This window comes from Phycisphaeraceae bacterium, assembly GCA_019636655.1.
Classification (GTDB): Bacteria; Planctomycetota; Phycisphaerae; order Phycisphaerales; family UBA1924; genus JAHBXB01.
The window spans coordinates 447,311-471,974 of the sequence record JAHBXB010000001.1 but is presented as its reverse complement, the minus strand read 5'-3'; the positions used below and the strand labels follow the sequence as shown (position 1 = coordinate 471,974).

The following is a 24,664-nucleotide window of genomic DNA, read 5'->3' as shown; positions in this document are numbered from 1 at the left end:
GTTCGCACTCTTCTGAAAGCGAGGTCGAATCGTGTCGCTAGGACTGTTCGAAGGCTTCGGGGTCGAACTGGAGTACATGATCACCGATTCCCGCACCGGAATCGTGATGCCGATCGCGGACCTCCTGCTTCGCAAGCACATTGATTCGCCCGAGTTCGTCTCCGACGTCGAGCTGCCCGAGACCGGGCTCGGCTGGTCCAATGAGCTGGCGCTCCACGTCGTCGAGTTCAAGACGCTCGGCCCCGAAGCGTCGCTCGCTCCCCTGCCGGCTCGCTTCGGCGACAGCGTGGGCCGCGTCAACTCGCTCCTTGAGGCCTTCGGCGCCCGCCTGATGCCCTCGGCGATGCACCCGCTGATGAATCCGCTCAAGGAGATGCGCCTCTGGCCCCACGACAACGGACCGATCTACTCGGCCTTCGACCGCATCTTCGGCACGTCCGGCCACGGCTGGGCCAACCTCCAGAGCGTCCACCTCAACCTGCCGTTTGCCGACCCGCACGAAGCCGGCGACGACCAGTTTGGTCGCCTGCACGCCGCGATCAGGCTCCTGCTCCCGATCATGCCGGCGCTCGCGGCCAGTTCTCCCATCATGGACGGGAAGTTGACGGGAGTCGCTGACAACCGCCTCGCGGTCTACCGGACCAACGCACGCCGGGTGCCTTCAGTCAGCGGCCGGGTCATCCCCGAGCCGATCTATACCAAGGACCGCTACGAGGGCGAGCTGCTCGAGGGGATCTACCGCGACCTGGAGCCTCTTGACCCAGAGGGAATCGTCCGATTCGAGTGGGTCAACGCCCGCGGCGCTATTGCGCGGTTCATGCGGAACGCCATCGAGATCCGGGTTCTCGATGTGCAGGAGTGCCCGCTTGCCGACCTTTCCATCTGTGCCGCGATCGTCGCGGTGCTCCGCGACATCGTGGGAGAGCGTTGGCAGCCTGCAGAGAACCAGAAGCAGTGGCCGGTGGAGCGGCTCGAACCGATCCTGACGACGATGATCCATCAGGCGGGCACTGGAGTCGTTACCGACCGGGACTATCTCGCCGCGCTCGGATACAAGCAAGACCGAGCGACCGGCAGCGAGCTCTGGGCACACCTCATCGAGTCCTGCCTGGCGCCCGCGCCGGACGCTCCACTCTGGATACCGTCGCTGGGTGTCATCACGCGCGAGGGCACGCTGGCGACACGACTGAGTCGCGCCCTGGGCCAGCACCCAGCCGCCGAGGAGATTCGGGCCGTCTATTCAGAGCTCTGCGATTGCCTGGCACGGGGAGAGATGTTCCGTGCCGGACGATAATTGCGACTCGGCGTGGGCCCTGGTTGTCACCTGCGAGCACGGCGGCAACAGGATCCCCGCCCGCTGTGCCCCGTTGTTCGCGAACCGACGCGGCCTGCTCCGCACCCACCGTGCTTGGGATCCCGGAGCCCTTGTCCTTGCCCGTCGGCTCAGCTCGGCAACCGGTTCCCGGCTGTTCTACTCGGCCACATCTCGCCTCGTGGTTGACCTCAACCGGTCCATCGGCAATGACGGCCTGTTCTCGACGGCCACCTCTTCACTCCCGGCGAAGGCGACCAAGGCGATCCTCGCCACCTACTACGCGCCCTACCGCCGGCAGGTTGAACTCCACATCGCTCGACTCCTGCAGCGCTCAGCCGGCGCCGTCCATCTCTCGGTCCACTCGTTCACGCCCGTAATCCGGGGCCAGCGCCGGTCTGTCGACGTCGGAATCCTCTTCGACCCCAGTCGCGACTCCGAGCGGGTCTTGTGTCGCCGCTGGCTCGCGGCTCTGCGAGCGGAGTTTCCGCGTCTCCGCATCCGCCCCAACGCCCCCTATCGCGGGACGGACGACGGATTCACGACCCATCTGCGGACGAGATTCCCAGCCGATCGCTACGCCGGGATCGAGCTCGAGATCAATCAGAGATTCGTTCGGCGCGCCGGACGCCCTTGGAACGACCTCCAACGCGGCGTCATTGCCTCGCTTCGGCTCGTACTCGCCGAGCCACCGTTTGGCACCGCGGCCCGCGACCGCTGAACGAATCTACTGCCCGCCCGCGCCCGCCGCGGCTCGCGCCATCGCCAGGTCGTGCGCCCAGTCGTAGGCCTGACCAAGCATGCCCCAATCGAATGCCCAGGATCGCTGCTGAACCTCGTTTCTCAGCAGGACCCGCTCGCGGCGGTCGAGCCGGCAGTAGGCAAGGAGCATCCGGGCGAGGTCCGCCGCGGCGTCCGAATAGGAGCGGCCGCGGCGATTAAGCACGCGGAGCCCCCATCGATCGTGATCCCCGTAGTACTCCTCGACGTACCTTCCGAAGCCCGCCAGATCGCTCGTGATCGCCGGCACGCCGCCAATCACGCACTCCACCGGCGTGTAGCCCCACGGCTCGTACGCGCTCGGGAACACGCCCAGGTGGCACCCTCGAACAAACTGCTCGTACTCCAGGCCCCACAGGGGATTCGCCGGGTTGATGAACGCCGGGTGGTACACGATCTTCACCGGATCATCCGCGCTGTTGGCAAACCAGAGCGAGCGGATGTGATTCAGCACCGGATCGTTGGCTTCGTCCTCCAGCACGTGCGTGCACAGCAGCGGCGGCCGATCTGAACGCATCGCCGCCAGCGTCCGCCGCAACCTCAACGCCCAGTACTCGTCCGCCAGGTCGTCCAGGCGCGTGTAAGAGCCCGATGCGGCCGCCCGGAACAGCTTCTCTCCGATATCACCGGCAATCCGATCCGATGCAGCGCGGAGTTCACGCAGGATCCCCCGGTTCTCGAGCGCCCGCGGCTGGAGCGACACGACCGGACGCTGTGTCACGACGAAGAAGACCACGGTCACCCCGAGATTCGACGCCTTGAGTTCGGCGTTGAGCCGGGCCATCGCTTCCAGGCAGAGATCGAATCCTTTGTTCCGAGGCTCGAATCGGCCGCTCGTAAAGAAATAGAGGGTTCGGTCCAGATCGAACGAGTAGCTCGGGAAGAAGTGCCCCATAACGAACCGGTGGATCCGGTCCTTGAACTGCCCGTGCGCGTTCTGAAACTCGTGGCTCACCGTAGACTGTTCGACACTGATCCCGTTCGGCAGGATCAGGTCCGGCCCGCGCCCGAGCAGATGCGTGCACTCCTCCCCCGTAATCGGCGAGACGGTGGTGAACACGTCCGACCCATGCGCCGCCGCCCGCTCGATTGCGTGCTGGCATCGGACGTTGAACCGCCCAGCCTCCTCGGCCTGGTTCACCCAAGGCAGGTGGTCGTAGAACGCTTCATCGTTCCACGCCATCGACCTGCCGAGAATCGTCGCGTGCGTGGTGAAGACCGTCGCCACGGGCAGCCCATCGCGGCGGATCATCGGAATCGCCAGACCCGCCAGCCACTCGTGGAAATGCGCCACGACCCGACGGCCGGGCCGCAACGGCCCGCTCGTCGATGGGTGCCCCTCATCGGCGCCGGCATCGGCCTCACTCGCCGCCGCCCAACGGCGCGATACAGCGTGCAAGAGCCGCCGGCTCGCCTCGGCGAGGGCGACGACGCCATCGATCATCCACACATCACCCGGAGTCTCGATGCCATGGTGTTCCCATACGAAGTACTTCAGTTCCTGAAGCTCCGCCGGCCCGGGCCTGAACTCCAGCAGCAGCACTCGCGGCCGTCCGGGGATGAGCCACCGTCCGTGGTGAGCGATGACTCCCTGTGCGCCGAGGTCATCGACCACCTTGGCGATCCATCCCGTCGGCTTCTTCGGCTCAAACTCCAACGCCGCCCGCGCCTCGACGTAGGGACCAACCAGGAAGTACCGATTGCGCCACCGCTCGGCCATCCGCTTGGCTTTCGACCGGAGAACCTGGTAGATACCGCCGAGTTGGTTGCAGACCTCCCATGAGAACTCGAAGAGCACCGCGCCCATAGGGGCACGCTCGCTGTCGACCACATCGCTTCCACCCTCCGGACGACTGGGAAGGCGGTTCAAAGCGGATTCGTACCATGGGCGATCGGGCATGCGGTCACAGTGTACCGACCGGCACTGATGCGGGATCGCCGCGTGCCGATCCGGTCTAGAGTTTGCCCATGCACAAGACCAAGAATGACCTTCCGCTCAAGGTTCGAACAGCCGTTGTGGAGTTGCTCAACGCCCGGTTGGCCGATTGCGTTGACCTACAGACACAGGTAAAGCAGGCCCACTGGAACGTGAAGGGCCCGTCCTTCATCGCGCTCCACGAGTTGTTCGACCGGATCTCGGGTGAGGTCAGCGAGTTCGCCGACCTGATCGCCGAGAGGACGGCGCAACTCGGTGGCACTCCGCTCGGCACCGCCCGCGTTGCGGCGGCGAAGAGCTCGCTGGGGGAGTATCCCCTGAACATCTCCGGCGGGCGTCAGCATGTTGCGGCGCTCTCTGCCGCCTTGGCCTCGTTCGGCGCCCTAGCACGAAAGGCCATCGACCAGGCTGACCGCCTCGGCGACAAGAACACCGCGGACATCTTCACCGAGGTCTCCCGAGGAACGGACAAGGCCCTTTGGTTTGTCGAGGCTCATGGACAGGCGAACGCGTAGCTTCCCCATTTAGCTACAACCCAGACGGTAACCCAGTGGTCGCCGCGACCGGCGCATCCTGCGACACACCGAGTGGATCGGGCAGCGGTGCAAGCCCGTGCTTGGCGCGCAGGGCGTTCTGAAGGTTCAGTTGCTCTGGCCAGGAATCGCTGGAGAACCCTTCTGTCTGTCCGTCAACCCTCCCGACCATAACCATCCGCCGGATAATTCTGAGGGTAGCCGGGCCAGCCCCACTCTCTGGTACGAGCACACAGATCCACAGCCGCGGGTCAGTTGCTTCATCGACCATGTCAATCCCGTGGTAGGCGAACACGACGTCACCGACCCGATGGGCAATGACCCCATCCGGCAACATCCCCGCCGCCCGCTCTACCGCTGCCGTCTTGTCGGACTGGCTCATCGTGACCAGGTCGATCAGATCGACGCCCGCCACCATTCGGTCCGGTGCCGCCGGCATCCCACTGGAGTACAAGTCCGAAATCGAGAGATGCCGATCCGCAACGAGCGCCACACCGTGGGGCGGCAGCGACCCTTCGTTGTCCTCCACAAACTCCATAATCCCGTCGGTTACAGCCTCGATCGCCATGGTCGCCGCGACGGATCCAGACTGTGTGGCCGCCATAGCAGCAACCTGCTGTGTGGTGGTCCAGATGGCGAAGCCGACGAGCCCTACACCTGTCAAAACCAGGAGCAGCGGCGGGATGACGGCCGCCAGGATGCCGCGGAGAGCTGAGACACGCTGGGCCACGATCAGCATGATGCTGAGAGCAATCGCGCTCCATATCCACGCCAGAGGGATCATGTAGAACGAGAGACAGGGGATGGCCAAAAGCACATTTGCCCCGCTTGCGTAGCAGGCGCACGCAAGGGTGCCTGAGACACCCCGCGGGGTCCCTCCTGTCAGCGCGAGGATCAGATGGGTGCAAAGAGCCCACAGCACCATCGCAACGATGAGAAGAAGCGGACCGATCAGCAGCAACACGAGCGCCCCGAACTGGCCCGCCGCAACCGTCAACGCGGCCATGGCGAGCGCCGGAACCGCAAGGCCGATGGCCAGGTAGACAAATGACGTGACGACAAGGAACCCGAGGGCTGCTCCCGTCCCTCGCCCCACGGGGATTGCACCTGCCAACCGCCGCGGCATGCCAAGGGCCAGCCCTACGGTCGTAATCCACCCGACGAGCCGGCCGCGCCGCTTGCGGTCAAGCCACGGCACAACGTCGACCTGCGTCTGCTCCTCGACCAGGCCTTCCGTGGGTAGCAGCACCATGTCATCCATGTGAAGATGCCGGCCACACCGCACACAGGCAAACTCCCCTGGAACCAAATGACCGCGCGAGCCCGTGCCGTAGTAATCCTGGCGACAGCCCGGGCAGCAGAATCGCACGCTGTTGGGCACAAAGTCGAAGTCGCTTGGCCGAAAGGGCGTCCCGCACTCCGGACAGGTCCGTGAGGGAAGATTCCAGAGCGAGTAGTTGCACATCTTGCACCGCATCGCGAATCGCTCCGTCATCTGCCGCTGATCACCTCAGCGCCAGGTGGCCGTTTGCTCCCTGATCGTCCGAAGGCTCAGCCATACCAGCACGAACACCGGGAGCGCGAGCCCCCACGCCATGGACATGATGAGAGTCAGCACCATCACCACATCGGGCATCCCGGCTGGCATTCCGGCCGGCACTGGCGTCGACGAGACCATCCCGACCATCTGCGCCCGCTGCATCAGCGCCGCGCCGATGCTGGCGGCAACCGTCTGCAGGATCTTCACCCATCCCCAGCCCCACACGAGCCGCGCCCCCCACCGCCGCCGCTGCAACAACCCGACCCCGGAAACGCCCAGCGTCACAGCAAGCACGACGCCGGCGAGATAGCAGGGCAGGAGGAGCGGTGCGTAGGTCTCAAATGCCTGCATCGTCGCGTTGTTGACCGACGACATGCCGGGAGAGACCGCCGGCACCAGCATCATGAGGACGCCCCACGCGTTCATCAGCACCCCTAAGGCACCGATGACCAACGCGACGATACCGACCACCGACGGCCAGACGGTGCGTCTCGCAGGCAATGCCCCCGCCCGGGTCGGCGGGGCGGACGGCAAGATACCTGATGCCGCTGGCACGATGTTCTCGCTCCAGACCTGGGAAGGCGAGTCCATAACATCAGGGTACCACAGCAGCCGTCGGCCCAGATCACCGAGCCAGCGGAGGACTCACATCAGGGTCCGGACCAAGCCCTCCATTGTCCCTTAGCACCCGTTGGAAACTGCACTAAACCACGCGGACACGAAGACCGCAATGTCCGTAGGGGTTACCGCCCCGTCTGAGTCGAAATCGCCGGCAAGAGTGCCCGTAGCAAGGCTGGTGGACCACGCATTGACAAACGCGGCGATGTCGAGAGGCGTGATCTGACCGTCACAGTCGAAGTCCGCCGGGCACACTGTAAGGGTTGCAGCGTCGCTCGTGACGCTGTCGCCGCAGGCATTGGTGACGACACAGCGGAACTCACGCGGCGCGAAGTTGGTGTACCCGGCGAGCGGGCGCGCCTCGAGCGTGGCGGTCGCCTCGTTGGTCACATTCACGACGAGCACGCCTCCGGTATCGGCGTTGTCCCCGACCGCGAGGTCGACCCAGGCGGTGGCCGTCCCGGCGGGCTGCCATTGCCATTGGTAGGTGAAGGGGCTCAGACCGTTGGCGCTCACGTGGAACTCGACGGAGTGGTCGGGACAGGCAATGGAGTCTTGCGGGTGCTGCAGAATGTGCGGACCGGTGAAGCCGGTCGCGTACCGGGCAACCCGATTCGCTGTCGCTCCACCCGCGAGCGAGAAGTTGCCGGCAGCCACAAGCGTACTGTCGTTGAGCGTCGTAAGCGCACGCACGACGTTGTTGGTGCCGCTACCGAGCGCCGACCAGGCGGTGCCGTTCCAGCGAGCGACATTGTTCGCGACGTTTCCCCCGGCGCTGCTGAAGTCGCCGGCCGCAACCAAGTCGCCCTGCGGCAGCGTCCACACCGACCACACCAACGGGAACCCGGCGCCATCCATCCCGGTGCCGATGGCCGACCACGCCGTGCCGTTCCATCGCGCGATGCGCCGCACCACCAGCCCGAGGTTGCCCGTATTGGTGAACTGTCCTCCGACGATCAGATCGCCGTTGGACATGGTTGTCAGCGCATTGACAACCCCGCTGATCCCGACGCCGAGCGGCGCCCATGCCGAGCCGTCCCACCGCGCGATCGAACTCGCCGGGACGCCACCCGCCGTCGAGAAGTAGCCGCCCGCGATCAGATCGCCGTTGGCGAGCGTCTTGAGCGAAACAACGTAGTACGGGGGCGTCCCGCCGACCCCACCACCGACGGCGGACCACGCCGTCCCGTCCCACCTCGCGATGCGGCTTGCCGCCGCGCCGCCCGCCGTGGTAAACCTCCCGCCGGCCACAAGGTCGCCATTGGATAGCGTCGTCACAGCGTTGACAAGGTCGTCCATTCCCGTGCCCAGCGCGGACCAAGCGGCCCCGTTCCATCGTGCGATGCGGTTGACTGTGATGCCTCCCGCCGTGGTGAACGACCCCGCGGCGACGAGGTCACCCCCGGGCAGGACCGTCAGGGCGCTAACAGTGCCATTCATTCCTGTTCCAAACCCCGACCACGTGGTGCCGTTCCATCGCGCAATGCGGTTTACGGTTGAGCCACTGGCGGTGATAAACGAGCCGCCAACAACCAGTTCCGCCGGCATTGGGCCGGACCCATCCGGATCCCAACTGACCGCAGCGGCAGCGTCGCCGCCAAGCCCTGGGGCGCCAACGCCGCTCAGCCAGCATTGGGCACTCAGATCAGGCGCGGCAACGTGCACTGCCAGTAGCACCATGGCAAACTGGACGACGCGAGCGGTGTTGGCGGCTGTGTTCGGTCGCGTGGCTCGTGCGTCTTCCATTGTTTACCTCCAAACTCATCACTTTGGACAGAATCCAGCCAGCCACGATGGCTGGGAACACCGATCGTGTTTTTTCAGGTCTTGGTCCGCGAGGATACAGCAAACCCGCCGGACGCAAGGCACTATCCTCGCCTTTTCATGAAATCAGCGGGCTACAAGTCAGCCGTTGCTCTCGCTAGGACCGAGAACCACTGCTCCGGGGCGCCGAAGCAAGAAGAAGGCGGTCGTGCCGGAAAGCGGCCGAGTGTGGCGCCAAAAGCGGCGAAGTACCCGATCGCACCCGATTGCACAGGCTCGCCGGATGAGGCCGAATCACCGAGTCTTGCAGGGGTTTTGCGGGCCGGTGCGACCGATGCGAGCCGCCTGCAACCGTGGAAAGTGGGCGATACTGGACTCGAACCAGTGACCTCATGCGTGTCATGCATGCGCGCTAGCCAGCTGCGCCAATCGCCCATAAAACGCCGAAAGTGTAGCCCGCGTACCGTCGCGGGCTACACCCTCGGTCAATGGATCTTCGGGTTTGCCGCGGCGATCAGATCCCGCCGTCCATGACGACGATCTCGACCCGCCTCGAGTCCTTCTTCGTGGGCTTGGGGTTCGACGACCCCATGGCCCGGATCGAGAGCCGGGACGTCGGGACACCCTTGGAGATCAGGTAGTTCTCGACCGACTCGGCCCGGGCGGCGGACAGGGCCTCGTTGCTCGCGAACTTGCTCTTGCGGATCGGGTCCGTGTCCGTGTACCCATCGATGCGGACGGGGTTCCCGCTGTACTTGGACTTGAGCGCCGCCGCGACCTTGTCCAAGGTCTTCTTGGAAGTCGGCTTGAGCGTCGCCTGGCCCGAGTCAAAGAGCACGTCGCCCGCAACCGTCACCACGATGTCGTTGCCCTGGCGGGAGATCTGCGTGCCCGCACCGAAGTCGTCGGGAGAGCTGCTCCGACGAGCGGAGGGGCGGCCCGTGCTATAAGTCGCTGTCGGCATGCCGTCGGCAACCGACCTCGCCGTGTCCGCCGTCTGCAGCTGGCTCTCGAGCTGCGAGTTGCGGTCGCGCAGTTCCTGATTCTCCTGCGTCAGTGCCGCGTTCTGATCCTTGAGATCGTTGTTACAGCCCCCCAGTCCAGCGGCCAACGCCGCCATCATCACCCCGCCGGCCACCAGCTTCGCAACCTGACCGATCAAGCCGTTCGACACGTTCATTCGCGCATCCTCCGTGCATCCAAGCCAGTCCGCCGGCTCCGCCCGACGGGTCAAGAAGTGGCAACGCTATCCGAAACGCCGCCGGTGTCAAACCCGTCCGACTCACCGCCCCAGTTTCCGCCTCCCGGCGGTTCGCCGCGATCCATCGCGGACAGAGGGGTCTACGGCAGGTAGATCGGCGGATCGCCCGCGGGAACCCGAAAAAGCAGGGTCAATCCCAGTTGCAGAACCGGCTTGAGGATAACCAGCAGGAGGGTCGCAACCGCCAGGTACGGGCCATATGGCAGTTGCCGTTGAACCCTGCCCCCCGCGACCAGCCCGATGACAAGCCAGAAGATCCCGACGAACGCCGCCAGGAAAAAGGCCAGTACGGCGGAAATCCAGCCCAGGCATGCCCCGACTCCGGCCATCAGGTACACATCACCGAGTCCCATGGCCTCCTTCCCGAAGGCAATCGTGCCCAGGATCCGGATCCCCCACGCCACGCCGCCGCCAACGAGAAACCCCAGGAGCACCCCGGCAAGAACCTGAAGCCACAGGTCCGGAACGACGCCGACCCTCCCCGCTAAGGTGTCGCTGGCAAGCCACCGGTGGCACACGACCCCCCCGATCCACGCCAGGGCTATCGGGGGCGACAGGAACACCAGTTCCTTGAACATCTCCCGCCTTGCGTGCGGGTACATGAGCCACATCTCCGGTGCGGTCGCCTGGGGCGCGATATCCCCCTCGGCCTCCGCCGCGGCACGTGCCTGAGCCTCCCACTGGTCGTAGTCCGCAAAGCTGCGTCGGATGAGCCCGAGACGCAAGAGCAGCCCGGACACGGCGAGCCCAACGGCGCCGCCAAAGGCTGCCCCCATCCACCTCCAACTCGTCGGCGTGGCAATGCACCACACCCACCCCATGTGGTCCTTCATGTGCGGCGCCGGCCATGGCAGCCGGCCATTCGGGGCGTACGCCTGAACCCAACCCGCGTGAGCCGTATGGACAACCAGCCCAAGGATGGCGATAAACCAGGTCAGTTCCAGCGGGATCGTGTACGTCTCGGCGTCGATCAGGGTCATCGCCGTCAACGCCCCGAGCATAAGCACAATCATGATGAAGGTGGGCCAGGTGTCCCACGGGTCGTTGAGAAACCAGTAGGGACGAAGCGAGGACCACTTCTCACCGTCCCACGACAACTCGACCGCGTACGCGGGGACGATGTACCACAGCACAAAGAGCCCCGCGAAAAGCAGCCCGACGAACGCCTCGACAATCGGGTACCGCGCCGAGATCTTTGACTTGCAGAACCGGCATTTGCCGCCGAGCACCAGCCACCCGAGCACCGGGATGTTCTCTCGCCAAGTCAGCGTCGTGCCGCACGCCGGACAGGCCGAGGGCGGCGTCACCACGTTGAGCCCACGCGGCAGCCGGTACACCAGCACGTTGATGAGCGACCCGACACACGCCCCAAACGCAAAGACAAAGAACACCCACATCAACTTGAGAATCAGCAGGTACACCTCGTAGTCCGGCATGGCCCCCTCTATCGGCCCCGCCCGAGGCGAATCCCCCGTTTTGGCTGAACCGGTTGCCTACCTGCGGTCCCGGTACGTCGCATGACAATCCTTGCACGAGGCGGCGACGATTTTCCACTTGGCATCGAGGGACTCCGGCGGCTCGCCCGCCACGATCCCCTCCTCAAGCGCCGACGCTTCCTCAACGGCCGCGGCGAGCCGCTTCACGAAGTCGTCCCCCAGGTCCCGGCATTTCGGATCCTCGCCGCCGATCCGGAGGTTGTCCGTAAGCCGCCCCGCCTCGGCTGCGGGAACCAGGTCCGGGTGGGTTTTAGGCACTTGCCATTCGGCAGCCCGGATCTCCCCCAGAAGTTCGTACGCCTGATCCACCTCAACCATCGCGGCGACCAGTCCGTGGGCCCGCCGCACTTGCGGAAAGTCCGCTGGCGCGGAGTCGATTTCTGCGGCGCTGGCGACGACGGCTGTTGACACGCAGGCATACAGCCCCTGGTAGTTCGACGCGGTGCCCGCCGCCTTCATGAACGCGATCCCCTCGTCGGGCGTCATGATCCCCAGTGCCACAGCAGCCGCCGCGGCCGCCGCGGGCCCGCGGTGCTTGCCGTGGTGGCAGTGGACATACACCGGCCCGGGGAGATCCCGGATCGCCCTGGCGATCTCCAGCCGCTGCGCATTGGTCACGTTTGCGTAGGTAACCGGAATATGGACGTACCGCATCCCGCGGGCCTGTGCGGCCTCGATGTCGGGGGTGGCGCCATCGACCGAAATGACCGTCCGGATGCCCATGTCCCGGAGATCATCGAATCCCGGTCCGCCCTCGGGGACCGACCCGGAGACAATGCGATCGTTGACCCGGTGAACATTGTGGAGCGCGTGGCGCGGGCTGGCGGTTTCGGCAGTTCCCGCCGATGGGGGCGCCTTCGAGGCCGAGGAGCACGAGAACAAGGAGCCCCAGACGACGAGCCCGCCAATCACGATGACAAGTCGAAAGCACTTCATCGGTTCGCTACCACCATCCCCGACTGTCTACCGACGCCAGTCGGAGATGTTGCGGATCTACTCGCCGCCACGATCCTGCTTCATCTTTGCGGTCAACTCCTCGACCTTCTGTTCGGCCCTCTCGAGGAGCACGCGGCAGCGACGGATCATCTCGACCCCTTTTTCGTACTGAGCCAACGACTCCTCGAGGCCGACTTCACCTCCCTCGATTCGTTCGATGATCGCTTCGACCCGTGCGAGCGCTTCCTCGAACGCCGGCTCGGCGGCGTCGCCCGTTGCTCCCTTTTCGCCCGATCCCTGTCGTGTTGGGCTCATCGATCCCACCTCGCTTGCCGGCAGCTGCCGTGGTCCAACGTAGCATCAACCCCCGAACAGGTCCATCTGCCCCTTGGAGACCGCGCCCGCCCGGCCCGCCTTGCGCCGTGCCCGCGCGGTCTCCGCCTGAGCAACGCGTTCCACGGGGATTGCTCCATGGCCGCTCGCATCGCCCTGAACCGTTGACCGGACCGTTCCATCAACAAGTCGCGTATCCAACACCTCGCCGCTTCGCACGTCGCCGATTGAGCGAACAACGCTCCCATCGCCGCGCAACGTCACGGAAAACCCCCGGCGGAGAACGCTGATCGGTCCGACGAGCTCCAGGGCACGCTCCGCGGCCGCCACCCTGCTTCCCTCTCGTGGCAGCACGACACGGACCGCCCCGACCAGCCGTCGCGCGGCCGCCTCCGCCTCGGCCCGTGCTCGGACGAGTCTGCCGGCCATCGCGGCCCGAAGCGCGGCGCCGAACCTCGCGACTTCCGCCGCTCGGCGTGCGTACACCGCTGCCGGGCGGTGCCGCTCCAGCGCCCCAGACGCCCGTTCAAGCCGCACACCCGCGTCGGATACCCTCCGCCGAACGACCGACGCCAGCCGCACCGCGGCGTCGGCGGCGTCGTCCCGTCGATCCGCAACGATGACGCCGGGATCGCTGAAAAATGGGTGGCGGGCGGCCGACCGAAGACGCTCACGCTCATGCTTACAGGCACGCGACATGATCGAGGCCAGCCGTCCCCCCATTGTCCCAATCTGCTCACGGAGCGCGTCCCGATCGGGCGTGACCCGCATCGCGGCCTGCGTCGGCGTCGCGCACCGCTCGTCCGCAACCAGCTCTGCGATGGTTGTGTCTGTCTCATGACCGATCGCCGCTACCACCGGAATGGCCGATTGCACGACCGCCTCGGCGACGATTCGCTCGTTAAACGCCCAGAGGTCCTCTTTCGAACCTCCGCCACGCGTAAGGAGGACCGCGTCGATCCCCTCGGCGGCGTGCACCCTCGATACCCACCGGATTGCGGCGGCAATCTCCGCCGCCGCTCCATCCCCCTGCACGCGAACATCGATCACTCCGAGGCCCACAGCCGGACAGCGACGCCGCATGGTGTCGAGCACGTCCTGCAAGGCTGCGCCGGTCCGGCTGGTGATAACGGCGACCCGCCGCGGAAACGTCGGCACCGGTCGTTTCCGATCCGGAGAGAACCAGCCCAGTCCCTTCAGTTCCTCGCAGAGCTGCCGGAACTTGAGATCGAGGGCCCCTGCCCCGACCGGCTCAATCCGCTCGACGTAGAACTGCGTCCGCCCGCCCTTGCCCCAGAACTCGACTCTGCCGGTGAGAACAACCTCCTGCCCGTCGGTCGGCTCAAACACCGAGCGTCGCGCGGCAGACTCCCACATCACGCAGCCGATGACCGCGGCGGCGTCCTTGAGGGAGAAGTACCAGTGTCCCTTGGCCTGAAACCCGCTGACCTCGCCAACGACCCGCACTTTCGCGGGCAACGCGTCTCGCAACACCCCTTCGATCAATGAGGCGAGTTGGCTCACGGTGAGCCGCGATTCCCCCCCCCCACTCAGCGGCCCGTGCTGCGGTGCCGCGGCCATCCGCTGCGGATCAAACGGGAGTCGTCCCATGTGCACAGCCTACCTGCCTGGGCACCCGCCGTCGCCCTTCCGCCTAGTCCTTCTCGGCGCGTGCCCCCGGACCGACGAGTTGCTCGTAGCCCTTCAGCACCGCCGCCACATGCCCGGCGCCCGATCGGTGGTCCCGCACCCATGCCAGCGCTGTTTCCCGCTGGCGCAAGGCACGGTCGGGCTCCGCAATCAGCGACATGATCGCCTCCGCCCACGACGCGGTATCCGCCCGCCGGTCCTCGGTGATGACCGTGGCCGTCGTGCCCCCGATCAGGCAATCGACAAGCGGGTCCGCGGCTGCGACCACCAATGCCCCGGCCGCCATGGCGTCGAGTGTAAGCGAGCGATGCTCGGCCCCGGCTCCGGGCTGCAGCAGCAGATCCACGTGCAACACCGGCTCGCGATGGGACTCCATGTCTCCCACCATCGAGATCCGGGGCAGCAGCCCAAGCTCTGATGAGCGGCGCCAGACCTGCGCGTGGCGCTGGCACCCTGCATCAAAGAACACGAGCAGTTCCGGGCATCTCCTGGCAACTTCCGATAGGGCCGTGATCACCGGCGTCAGCGCGTGATCGCCTCGTTCGTCGCTGAGCAGCACCGCAATGGAGATCGGTGCGGCAGGGTCCAGCGGCACTCGTCGGTGCGCGGGAAGCGTGCCGGGCGCGTGCACGCCCCAGGGGGAAAGCGCGATTCGCCCTCCGGCAGTCTTGCCACCGGACGAGACCGACACCCGCCCAACTGCCTCCTCAAGGGCCCGTGCCATCGCCAGATCGGGCGCAAAGAGCACGACGGCCGGCGGCTCGCTCCCCCACCCGTGATGCGCCGCCAGTTCCGCCGCACGCGCGACCGCACGGGCCGATGTGACTTCGAGCACAACACCAGCCCCGGTCTGCAGCCCCAGCTCAATCCCGAGCGGCCACGCGGCGTCGCCGAAACAATGCACAACGTCGACGAGCGCGGCCTCCCCGACCAGACTTTCCTGCAGCGCCTTGCTCCCTTGCGCCCCGGCCGAGGACTCGAGTGCGCCCTGCACCCGGTCAACGAGGGCTCGGGCGCGGCTCGAACGCCTGAGTCCCATCAACCCAACGTCGTACCCCACCACAGGCGAATACACAGCGCCCGGCGCCGAATCCAGCGCCGTGGCGGGCACCGCCCGCACGACGCGCACCCCCTCGGCGACCAACCCGACCTCCAGGCGCGTGAGCATGCCCTGCTCACGCCCCGAGAAACTCTCATCCGCAAGGATCAGGGCTCGCACGCGTGCAGCTCCAGGTAAGTAGTCGCAAACTCCTGCCGTGTCCGCCGTGAGTTGAATGTGGAAAAGTCTTTGCTGCCGTCCCGGGCACGCTCCACGTACGCCAATCGTGGGTTTGTTGGGCAATCGTTATTTCTGTACAAGTCTAGATACTGCAAGAATTTACATACTTCGAATTGTCCCATCTCCAGGATCGTCGGACCCGCAGGCGATAAGTCAATGCCGTTCCAATCCCGCCTGTTGAAAACGTGGCGTCCCATCTCTCTAAGTCGGTCCGACAGCTCGAGCGCTGTCGGAGTCGAAACGGGCACCCCGGGCTGCACGGTTCGACCAGATTCGAAGCCAATGGCTAGGACCAATCTCTGCGAGATCGGAACTGGGACCGGCATCCGGCGGCGCCACACGTCCCGGCCACCAGGGTACATGGCCGTCGGCCAATGGAGCATACCGGCTTGGATCGTCAACAAACTCACGAATCGTCTGGAATCTCCCACGAGCGCCGCCAACCGTCGGTACACACGCCAAGAGTCCCTGGGTGTATGGGTGCATCGGTCTCGACAGAAGGAGGCGAACCGGAGCGTACTCGATGATCCGACCGGCGTGCATCACGCACACCGTATCGGCGTGCTCAGCGACCAGGCTCAGGGCGTGTGTAATCAGCACCATCGAGAGATCTCGCGAGTGCTTGAGTGAGCGAAGCAGGTCCAGCACCTGGGCCTGAACGGTGACGTCAAGTGCGGTGGTCGGTTCGTCGGCCAACAGCAGCCGCGGTCGACAGGCCAGCGCCATGGCGATCATCACCCGCTGCCTCATCCCTCCCGAGAACTGGTGCGGGTAGTGACCCAGCCGGGAACGGGCGCCGGAGATACCAACTTCTTCAAGCGCCGCAGAGGCGATGTCGCGTGCCTCGGCCCGGCTCACCGACTGATGCCACTGCACTGCCTCAACAATCTGCTCTCCAATCGTGAACACCGGGTTCAGGCTCGTCATAGGCTCCTGAAAAATCATCGCGACGTCGCCGCCTCGGAGCCGCCTGGACTGACGCTCGGGGCAACGCAGCAGGTCAACCGGGCCTTCTCGCGATTCCAGGACGGCAGACCCGGTGTCGATCCGCGCCGAGTCCTCGGGCAAGAGCCGCATGAGGCTTAGCGCGGTGACGGTTTTGCCGCTCCCGGATTCGCCGACAATCGCCAGGGTCTGGCGGGGATGCACGATGAACGATGCCCCATCGACCACGCGCCGCCACGAGCCGGCGCGCGATCGGAACGACACGCTCAGGTCGTTCACGCGGAGCAGGGTCACGGCGCGGCCCTCCTTGGATCGAGGGCCTCGCGGAGCCCCTCGCCGACGAAGTTGAGGGCGAGCAATGTGGTGGCCAGCATCAGGCAGGGGAACGCGAGTAACCACCAGTTCGATTGATACGGGTTCAGTTCGCTCAGCCCGTCCGCCGCGAGACTCCCCCAGCTCGGGAGCGGCGGTCGGACACCAATTCCGAGAAACGAGAGAAAACTCTCCTGCAGAATGGCCTGCGGCACGGTGAGAGTGGCGTAGACCACGATCGGCCCAACAAGGTTCGGCAAGAGGTGCCGCAGGAATATCCGCGTCGGCGTTGCGCCGACCGCTCGCGCCGCCTCAACGAACGGCCGTGCCTTGAAGCTGAGAACCTGGCCACGGATCACCCTCGCCATGGTGAGCCACGATACCCCACCGATCGCGACCAGCAGCGTGACAACCTGTAGCATCTCGACACGCGACGAGGGAAGCTCGGGCAGCCCACTCCTCGCCCGTTCGATCTGGAGCCGCTGGACGACCGCATCTGATGCCACCGCGAGCAGCACCACGAGCAGGATGTATGGCAGTCCATAGAGAATATCGACGAGGCGCATCATCAGTGAGTCAACTCGCCCGCCGGCGTAGCCCGCCACAGCGCCGTAGAGCGTCCCGAGGAACACGGAGATCAGCGCCGCCGCCAGCCCGACACCAAGAGATACGCCACCGCCAGCGATGATCCGCACAAATAAGTCACGCCCGAGCACATCGGTGCCCATCAGCATCGTCGGCGCCGAATCGCGAAGCTGGTCGCCGCTTGGGACAAAGCCGCTCGCCGCCATCTCCCCGGAAGTCGTGCCCCGCCGCCGGGCCTCCGCATTGATCGCCTCTCTGGCCGCCACATCATGGAGGCGCTTGGCACGTGAATCCGGGAGTCGGTCAACCCCTGGCCCTTGCGGGATCTCGTTGCCGGGCGCCCAGGACGGAGGCAGGCTCCTTGCAAGTCGGTCCTGCACGTCGTACCGCGGACCACTGGGTCCTGATCCAAGAGTCCAAGGCAGCGTCCCAACGCAACACAGCACCACCAGCGCCAGCCACACCGCACCAACCGCCGCGGCGGGGCGGTGTCTCGCCGCCCGCCACAGGCTGTTCAGCCATCCGCTCGGCCTCGATGGTGCATCCATGCGGCGGCTCACCCGTGATCAATACACGGCGTCGGGGAAGTAGTACTGCGCCGCGTTCTCCGGAGTGATGAGCTCGACATCGATCATCAGGTGCCGGGGCATGAACTGCATCACCTTCTCACGATTGCCATCTCGCAGCACCGAAACCGCCGTGTGGATCCCCGCCGCGATCATCGACGGCGAGTAGGTGATATTGGCCGGGACCATAGGGTCTTTGTCCATGACCATTTTGACCACTTCCTTCATGCCGGCTCCCGGGAACACCCACATCTGCTTCTGGCGTCCCGATTCCTTGATCGCCTGGATGGCCCCAAGCGCCATGTCGTCGTCCGCGGCCCAAACAGCGTCGATCTTCGGGAACTGCGTCAGGAAGTTCTCCATCACAGCCAGCGCTTTCTCGCGGCTCCACATCGCCGGCTGGCTGCCGAGGACCTTGATCCCCGGGTACCGCGAGAAAACCTCCATCGCGGCCGTGACACGGTCTGTATCCACCGTGCACGGGATGCCCGAGAGGATCACGATGTTCCCCTTGCCACCAAGCTTCTGCGCCATGAACTCGGCGGCCTTACGACCGAATGCCTTGTTGTCCCCCTCAAGAAACACGTCAGCCACCGGCTCCGTGAACCCGCGATCAACGTTGACGATGAAGATCCCGCGGTCATGAGCCCGCTTGGCCACGGGCGTGAGCGGGGTCGATTCCGTCGCCAGGATCACGAGCCCGTCGACCCCCTTGACCATCATGTCCTCGATGTCGGCGGTCTGCTTCTCGGGGTTGTTTGCGGTGGCGTACACCCAATCGATTTCGGGGTGCAGCTCCATGGCCTTCTGCGCCCACCAGCCGATTCCAGCCGTCCAGCCGTGATCGGCGGCCGGTACGGACACACCGATGCGCAGCTTCTTTGAGGTCGCCGCCTCCTTCGGCTGCGCCGAGACCTCGCCCCCCGCGCCAACAAGCACCGCTGCACCCGCAACTACCACCATGCACGCCGCCGCCAGACTCGCCCATCCACGCATCGCCTCGCTCCTTCGCCTGAGTTGTCGACCGCTCAGGCCTGCCGACCCGGCCGCTGCACCAGCACCGCGGCCACAATGATCGCCCCCTTGACCAGCCCTTGCAGGTGGATCATGTTCACGCTTCCAAGTCCGAGCCACCTGAGCGTCTCGCTGCTCGAGACCATGTTGAGCATGTTATTGACAACCCCCAGAAGGAGGACGCCCACCACGGTCCCCCATACCCGACCCGCTCCCCCCTGCATCCGAGTCCCGCCGACCACCACGGCGGCGATCGCGTCGAGTTCATAGAGTGTCCCGGTCTGCGAACTGCTCACCGAGTTGAGCCGCGATGCGATCAGCAGGGCCCCGATTCCGCACGCCAATCCGCTGATCCCGTACGTCACAATCCGCACCCGATCGACCGGGATGGCCGCATAGCGAGCCGCGCGATCGTTGTCGCCGATGGCGTGGATATACGTGCCCAGCGTCGTGCGCCTGAGCACCACGTGGGCTACAGCGGCGACGATCAGGAAGGCCAGGACGGGGTAATGCACCCGCATGGCCACGCCCTCGCTGATCTGAACAAAGGGAATCTCGATTCCCCCCGACCCAATGACCCCGAAAGCCGAGACCGCCGACCGGAACTCCCCCCCGTCGGCCGCCGCGAGCGAGATCGAGCGGAACGCCGCCATGCCCCCAAGCGTGGCGATAAAGGGTGCGATCCGTCCCTTTGCAATCAGGACCCCGCTCCCCATCCCCACCAGCGGCCCCCCAAGCACCATCACCGACGCTCCAACAACGATGGCGAGCCAATCCGGCGCTCCGGCGGCGCTCGCCGTGTTCATCGCGAGGATTCCCAGCCCGCCAAGCATCGCCACGAGCGAGCCGACCGAGAGGTCGATGCCGCCCAGAATGATGACGAACGTCATCCCAACAGCAATGATGCCGACCACCGAGTTCTGACGCAGGATGTTGTTGAAGTTCGCGATCGAGATGAACGACTCGCTGAGCCGTGACCCGACGAGCAGGAGCATCGCGAGGGCAACAACCGACCCGTACGTCGCCATCGCCGATCCGAGTCGAACGCGCCAGTCGGCCTTGGATCGCTTCGCGGTCATTCCGCAACGATCCTACCAGACCACCACAGACCCTGTGCTGCATTGTCAGCGGGTTGCGGGCGGCGCTCCGGGAGGCGGCGATTCGACGCCGATCTCGAACGCACGAATCAGTCGATCGACTGCCGCCGCAACGAGGCCCGTCAGAATCAGAAACACAACGACTCCCAGCACGAACCGCACAACCTCGGACATCCCCGCGAACTGGGCGCGGAGCAACCAAACCCCAACGAGCAAGCCCGACGCCACCACACCCGCAGCACCCGCTCGAGCCAGCATCGGAACCGTGCGCGTGGGCGCCCGGCCCAGGATGGCCCACGCCGCGATCAGCGCCAGCACGCCCGCCGCGGCGATCCGAGCGATCACGATCAACCGTAAGTCCAGCGACCCAAGGGTCCAATGGGCGCTGAGCCCCGACAGGAACGACCCGGCCATGACCACTCCGGCAACACAGGCGTAGGCCATCGCGGTGCACCGCCCCGTCCGCCGCAACCCCGCTGCCAACCCGACCGCAGTTGCCCCCAAAATGGCCACCTCAAACGACAGGGCAAACCACGCCGGCTTGGGCGTGTTGACAACTGTCAGTATGATGCCCCCGACCGCGGAAAGGAGGAGGAGCGCCGAGATGGCGGTCGCCGTTCGCCGGAGAATCGTGGGGCACCAGTCCTGCATCACAACTAAACTCCGTCGATTGCCGGTTCCTGAACTTTCCCGGGATACGCGGCGAATACCCGGCAAACTGCCGCGCCTCATTATCGGCGCGTAGCCCTGCGTCGTTCGCTGATTGCGTAACAACGCTCACCGGGGGGCTCGGGTGCGTGAACGCTGGCGGTTTCGAGCATGAAATGGACTGCACGGGCAAGACGCCCGGTGCTGAAGCCGATGAGTACACCGGTCGTTCCGGGACCGCGACTTTTGTACCTGTTTTGTTTGGATCCCGAATTACAGCAGACTACAGAGCAGGGCCGATCTACACGCGTCGGCCGCGTTCGGCGGGAAGGAGCCCTGGCCGTGAAGCAGGATTCGACCGGTCGCAGAATGACTGAGGCGAAGGCCAAAGCCATGTTCCAGCGCACCCTCAACGGCTGGGTCATGGACAGCCTTCGGCTCGGCCGAAAGGGCCTGGAACGACCGAGCGCCCGCGGCGGCGTGCCGCAGTTCCACGTGCGGTCCGGGCTGCACCGGGGTTCTCGCTCGCAGACCCGGGCCGCGTCGTAAGGCCGACCCGTTCGTCCCACCGCCCACGCTCCACCTTGATCTGTTTCGACCTTCGCACGCCATGGAGGGCGCATGAGCGGAATCACCAGCACCACGGGCCTGTTTAGCGGCATCAACAGCGGCCAGCTCATCGAGCAGTTGCTCCAGATCGAGGCCAGGCCCAAGACCCTGGCTCAGCAGCGGCTTATCCAGATTCAGGCCCAGCAAGCCGCGTTCCTCGATCTGAACACCCGCGTCGGCGCGCTCAAGACCCTCGCCACGTCGTTCTCAACCAAGAAGATCTTCCAGTCCGCCGTTGCGACCAGCAGCAATCCCTCCGTGCTCAGCGCCGCCGCAACCACCGGCGCTCTGCCGGGCAACTACACGTTCATCGTGGACCGCGTGGTCTCGAGCCAGCAGGTGCTCTCCCGCGGGTTCGCCGATCGCAATATCTCCGGCCTCGGCGCTTCGCAGTTCATCTTCGAGTCCGATCGCGGCCGCCTGGACCGCGACATCAGCCTCTCCGACCTCAACGGCGGGGCCGGCGTTGCCCGTGGCAAGATCACGGTGACGGACTCCGCGGGAACCGCGGTCACTGTCGACCTCTCGCGAACCGCCACGGTCGGCGAGGTGCTCGAAGCGATCAACGCCGCCGGGAACGGCAGGTTCACGGCCTCGGCGCAGGGCGACCATCTGGTGCTCAGCGACACGGCCGGGGGAGCCGGCCAGCTTGTCGTTGCGAACGCCCCCGGGTACGACACGGCCACCAGCCTCGGCATCGCGGGCACATCCGCAACCACTCCCGCCGGCAAGGTCCTGACCGGCTCCCGCATCCACTATGTCGGCGGCGGCACGTCGCTCTCGGCCGTCCGCGATGGAAACGGCGTCCGTTTCAACGCCGCCGCGGGCACCAGCACGCCCGACCTGGCGATCACCACCCGCGACGGCGCCTCCGTGCTCATCGACCTCGGTGACATGTACGACGGCCAGAGCGTCAAGATCGCCTCCGCATCGTCGTCGATCCAGGACGTCATCACCAGGATCAATACCCAGTCCAACGGTACGGTCACCGCGGCGATCTCCGCAGACGGCACGGGCCTGACCCTGACCGACAATACCGGCGGCACGGGAAACTTTGTCGTCGCCAATGCCGGTACCGGGAACGCCGCGAGCACCGCCGCCACGGACCTGGGCCTTGAAGCCAACGTCGCGTCCAGCACGATCACCGGCGCCCGTGTGGTCGCGGGCATCAACTCGACCCTCGCTTCCAATCTCAACGGCGGCCTCGGCCTTGCCGCCGGTGATATTACGATCACCGATCGGACCGGCGCCTCGTACAGCTTCACCGTCCCCACCGGCGGCTCGGTCTCGGACATCATCGACGCGATCAATACCGCCACCACCGCCGGCGGGAGTGTCAAGGTACGGGCCTCCCTCGACGCGACCGGCACCGGCCTGAAGCTCACCGATTCCACCGGCGGCAGCGGCAACCTGATTGTTTCTGGTGGCGGAGCGACCGCCCTGGGGCTCGCCACAGATCCCGCCGGAGTTGCCTCGGCCACCTTCAGCGGCCAGCGCCTGCAGCACCGCTACATCGCCCTGGGCACATCGCTGTCGACGCTCAATGGCGGGTCCGGCATCGGCACGGGATCGTTCGAGATCACCGGCAGCGACGGCCGGCGTGCGACCATCACCATCAGCGAGTCCACCCGGACGATCGGCGATGTCCTGGCGCAGATCAACGGCGCCACGCTGAACGTCGAGGCGGTGATCAACGCCAACGGCGACGGCATCCTGATCCGCGAGCGAGCCGGCGAAACCGGCGGATCCAAGATCCGGATCACAGACGCTTCCGGCACGGTCGCCAAGAGCCTGAACATCGCCGGCGAGGCCGCCGGCACCGGCGACGACAACACGATCGACGGTTCCTACGAGCGGAAGGTCGCTTTCACGGCTGCCGATACCCTCGACACCATCGCCCAGAAGATCAACTCCGCGAACATCAACGTCTCCGCGGCTGTCATCAGCGATGGCAACGGCGCGACGCCCTTCAGGCTCAGCCTCTCCAGCAAACTGACCGGCAAGGCCGGCCGGTTCACGCTCGATACCGGCGGCGTCGACCTGTCCTTCGTCACGCTCAGCCGCGGCTCCGACGCCCGCATGTTCTACGGCGTCGACGACCCGGCCCGCGGCGTGCTGCTCGAAAGCACCACCAACACGTTCGATGGGATTGTCCCGGGTGTCCGCCTCGATGCCGTATCCACCAGCACCACGCCCGTGTCCCTCACGGTGTCGCGGGATACGGACGCGATTGTCACCGCGGTCCAGGAGTTCGTCGACAAGTTCAACGAGATCACCGCCCGCATCGCGACCTACACCAAGTACGACGAGGCGACCAAGAAGAAAGGAACCCTCCTCGGCGATTCGACTGCTGTGCAACTGCGGAGTTCGCTGTTCAGCTCCATCCAGGCCAAGGCCATCGGCGTCTCCGGGACATTCCAGTTCCTGTCGCAGGTGGGCATCAAGATCGGTTCTGGCGCCTCGGTCACCCTTGACACTGATGCGCTCCGCGCGGCGCTTAACCAGGATGCACAGGCTGTCGCCGACCTGTTCTCCGCAAAGGTCGCGGCAACACCGCCGACCAATCCGACAACGCCCACGCCGGACCAGCCCGTGGTTGTCGACAGCAACCCGACAACCCCGACGTACACGACCCTTGGCGTCATGGAACAGATCGGACGGCTGGCGGAGTCCTACGTGGATATCGCCGCGGGCCTTTTTAAGTCCCGTGCCGACGGCTTCGAGGCCCAGATCAAGCTCCAGAACGACCGCATCGCCGACATCGACAAGAAGCTGGAGAACAAGCGCATCGTTCTCTCCCGCCAGTTCCTGCAGATGGAGCAGGCCATCGCCTCGCTGCAGTCCCAGCAGTCCTCGCTCGGCGGCCTCGCCGCCCTGGCGGCCCGATAACCCGCAACGACGATTCCAGGCCGCCCGTTGCTCAAGCCGCCCCTCCCATGGCCCGATAGTTCCGTCGCCCATGAGCAGTGAAACCGCAAACGTCAATCCGTACCTCCGCACCAAGATCCTCACCGCCAGTCCCGAGGAGCTGCGGCTGATGCTCCTGGATGGCGCCGTGCGATTCGCGCGACAGGGGCGTGATGCGCTCGGCACCAAGAACTACGAGGCTGTGTACAACGGCTTCCAGCGCTGCCGCGACATCCTCGTCGAGCTCATCACCTCAACGCGCCCCGAGGTCGATCCCGATCTCTGCGCCAAGGTGTCATCGTTGTACACCTACATGTACACCGAGCTCACGTCGGCCAGTCTGGAAAAAGACCAGACAAAGGCCGACCATGTGATCCAGTTGCTCGAGTACGAACGCGAGACATGGCGCATGCTGATGGACAAGCTCGCCGGTGAACGAGGGCAAGCCAACGTCCCCGATCGATCCCGTCCGGCGCCGCCCCCCCCCGCCGCGGCCGAGCACCGGCCGCTGAGCGTGCAGGGCTGAGCCGCCCAGGTCTGCTC

20 protein-coding genes, 1 tRNA gene and 1 pseudogene are annotated in these 24,664 nt (G+C 65.7%); 6 read left to right on the top strand and 16 right to left on the bottom strand.

Annotated elements, in window-relative coordinates:
* Positions 1–31: 31 nt before the first annotated feature.
* The gene (locus KF745_02020) at positions 32–1,294 is read left to right on the top strand and encodes a hypothetical protein (protein MBX3357182.1); all 1,263 of its coding nucleotides are present in this window, start codon (positions 32–34) and stop codon (positions 1,292–1,294) included.
* Positions 1,281–2,033, top strand: a complete 753-nt coding sequence (locus tag KF745_02015; GenBank protein MBX3357181.1) for an N-formylglutamate amidohydrolase — start codon at positions 1,281–1,283, stop codon at positions 2,031–2,033. Before KF745_02020 ends, KF745_02015 begins: the two co-directional genes overlap by 14 nt.
* Positions 2,034–2,039: 6 nt before the next feature.
* On the opposite strand, the gene KF745_02010 is transcribed toward KF745_02015, so the two are convergent.
* Entirely contained in the window at positions 2,040–3,992 is a 1,953-nt protein-coding gene (locus tag KF745_02010; GenBank protein MBX3357180.1) for a glycogen/starch synthase, read from the bottom strand.
* Positions 3,993–4,060: 68 nt separating this feature from the next.
* On the opposite strand from KF745_02010, the gene dps reads away from it, so the two are divergent.
* Positions 4,061–4,543 (top strand): DNA starvation/stationary phase protection protein Dps, encoded by a 483-nt coding sequence (dps, locus tag KF745_02005; GenBank protein MBX3357179.1) that lies wholly within the window; start codon positions 4,061–4,063, stop codon positions 4,541–4,543.
* A 13-nt stretch (positions 4,544–4,556) separates the two neighbouring features.
* Here dps and KF745_02000 read toward each other — a convergent pair whose 3' ends face one another.
* The 15 genes and pseudogenes from KF745_02000 to KF745_01930 all read right to left on the bottom strand — a co-directional run bounded on the left by KF745_02000 (position 4,557) and on the right by KF745_01930 (position 20,611).
* Complete coding sequence (locus KF745_02000) at positions 4,557–5,810, bottom strand: YIP1 family protein (protein MBX3357178.1); 1,254 nt, start codon at positions 5,808–5,810, stop codon at positions 4,557–4,559.
* 261 nt (positions 5,811–6,071) lie between these two features.
* On the bottom strand, positions 6,072–6,692 hold the full coding sequence (locus tag KF745_01995; protein MBX3357177.1) for a hypothetical protein: 621 nt from the start codon (positions 6,690–6,692) through the stop codon (positions 6,072–6,074).
* A gap of 90 nt (positions 6,693–6,782) precedes the next feature.
* Complete coding sequence (locus tag KF745_01990; protein ID MBX3357176.1) at positions 6,783–8,159, bottom strand: hypothetical protein; 1,377 nt, start codon at positions 8,157–8,159, stop codon at positions 6,783–6,785.
* A 685-nt stretch (positions 8,160–8,844) separates the two neighbouring features.
* Positions 8,845–8,918 (bottom strand) — tRNA-Val (locus KF745_01985).
* Positions 8,919–8,997: 79 nt separating this feature from the next.
* Positions 8,998–9,663 (bottom strand): OmpA family protein, encoded by a 666-nt coding sequence (locus tag KF745_01980; protein MBX3357175.1) that lies wholly within the window; start codon positions 9,661–9,663, stop codon positions 8,998–9,000.
* A 161-nt stretch (positions 9,664–9,824) separates the two neighbouring features.
* On the bottom strand, positions 9,825–11,180 hold the full coding sequence (locus KF745_01975; GenBank protein MBX3357174.1) for a prepilin peptidase: 1,356 nt from the start codon (positions 11,178–11,180) through the stop codon (positions 9,825–9,827).
* Between the two features lie 57 nt (positions 11,181–11,237).
* Complete coding sequence (locus tag KF745_01970; protein MBX3357173.1) at positions 11,238–12,176, bottom strand: cytochrome c; 939 nt, start codon at positions 12,174–12,176, stop codon at positions 11,238–11,240.
* A gap of 57 nt (positions 12,177–12,233) precedes the next feature.
* Positions 12,234–12,491 carry an exodeoxyribonuclease VII small subunit gene (gene xseB / locus KF745_01965; protein ID MBX3357172.1) on the bottom strand — a complete coding sequence of 86 codons (258 nt, stop codon included), beginning with the start codon at positions 12,489–12,491 and terminating at the stop codon, positions 12,234–12,236.
* Positions 12,492–12,536: 45 nt separating this feature from the next.
* On the bottom strand, positions 12,537–14,120 hold the full coding sequence (gene xseA / locus KF745_01960) for an exodeoxyribonuclease VII large subunit (GenBank protein MBX3357171.1): 1,584 nt from the start codon (positions 14,118–14,120) through the stop codon (positions 12,537–12,539).
* 43 nt (positions 14,121–14,163) lie between these two features.
* The gene (locus KF745_01955; protein ID MBX3357170.1) at positions 14,164–15,378 is read right to left on the bottom strand and encodes a hypothetical protein; all 1,215 of its coding nucleotides are present in this window, start codon (positions 15,376–15,378) and stop codon (positions 14,164–14,166) included.
* Between the two features lie 261 nt (positions 15,379–15,639).
* A pseudogene (locus tag KF745_01950) lies at positions 15,640–16,605 on the bottom strand (ABC transporter ATP-binding protein).
* 68 nt (positions 16,606–16,673) lie between these two features.
* On the bottom strand, positions 16,674–17,828 hold the full coding sequence (locus KF745_01945) for an ABC transporter permease (GenBank protein ID MBX3357169.1): 1,155 nt from the start codon (positions 17,826–17,828) through the stop codon (positions 16,674–16,676).
* A gap of 18 nt (positions 17,829–17,846) precedes the next feature.
* On the bottom strand, positions 17,847–18,842 hold the full coding sequence (locus KF745_01940; GenBank protein MBX3357168.1) for an ABC transporter substrate-binding protein: 996 nt from the start codon (positions 18,840–18,842) through the stop codon (positions 17,847–17,849).
* Positions 18,843–18,874: 32 nt separating this feature from the next.
* Complete coding sequence (locus KF745_01935) at positions 18,875–19,939, bottom strand: ABC transporter permease (GenBank protein ID MBX3357167.1); 1,065 nt, start codon at positions 19,937–19,939, stop codon at positions 18,875–18,877.
* 45 nt (positions 19,940–19,984) lie between these two features.
* A complete protein-coding gene (locus KF745_01930) occupies positions 19,985–20,611 on the bottom strand; it encodes a hypothetical protein (GenBank protein MBX3357166.1) in 627 nt (208 codons plus the stop codon).
* 336 nt (positions 20,612–20,947) lie between these two features.
* On the opposite strand from KF745_01930, the gene KF745_01925 reads away from it, so the two are divergent.
* From KF745_01925 to fliS, 3 genes are all read left to right on the top strand, one after another.
* Positions 20,948–21,154: a hypothetical protein gene (locus KF745_01925; protein ID MBX3357165.1), complete on the top strand. Its 207-nt coding sequence runs from the start codon at positions 20,948–20,950 to the stop codon at positions 21,152–21,154.
* A 72-nt stretch (positions 21,155–21,226) separates the two neighbouring features.
* Positions 21,227–24,103 (top strand): flagellar filament capping protein FliD, encoded by a 2,877-nt coding sequence (gene fliD, locus KF745_01920; protein ID MBX3357164.1) that lies wholly within the window; start codon positions 21,227–21,229, stop codon positions 24,101–24,103.
* A 70-nt stretch (positions 24,104–24,173) separates the two neighbouring features.
* On the top strand, positions 24,174–24,647 hold the full coding sequence (fliS, locus tag KF745_01915; GenBank protein ID MBX3357163.1) for a flagellar export chaperone FliS: 474 nt from the start codon (positions 24,174–24,176) through the stop codon (positions 24,645–24,647).
* Positions 24,648–24,664: the final 17 nt, after the last annotated feature.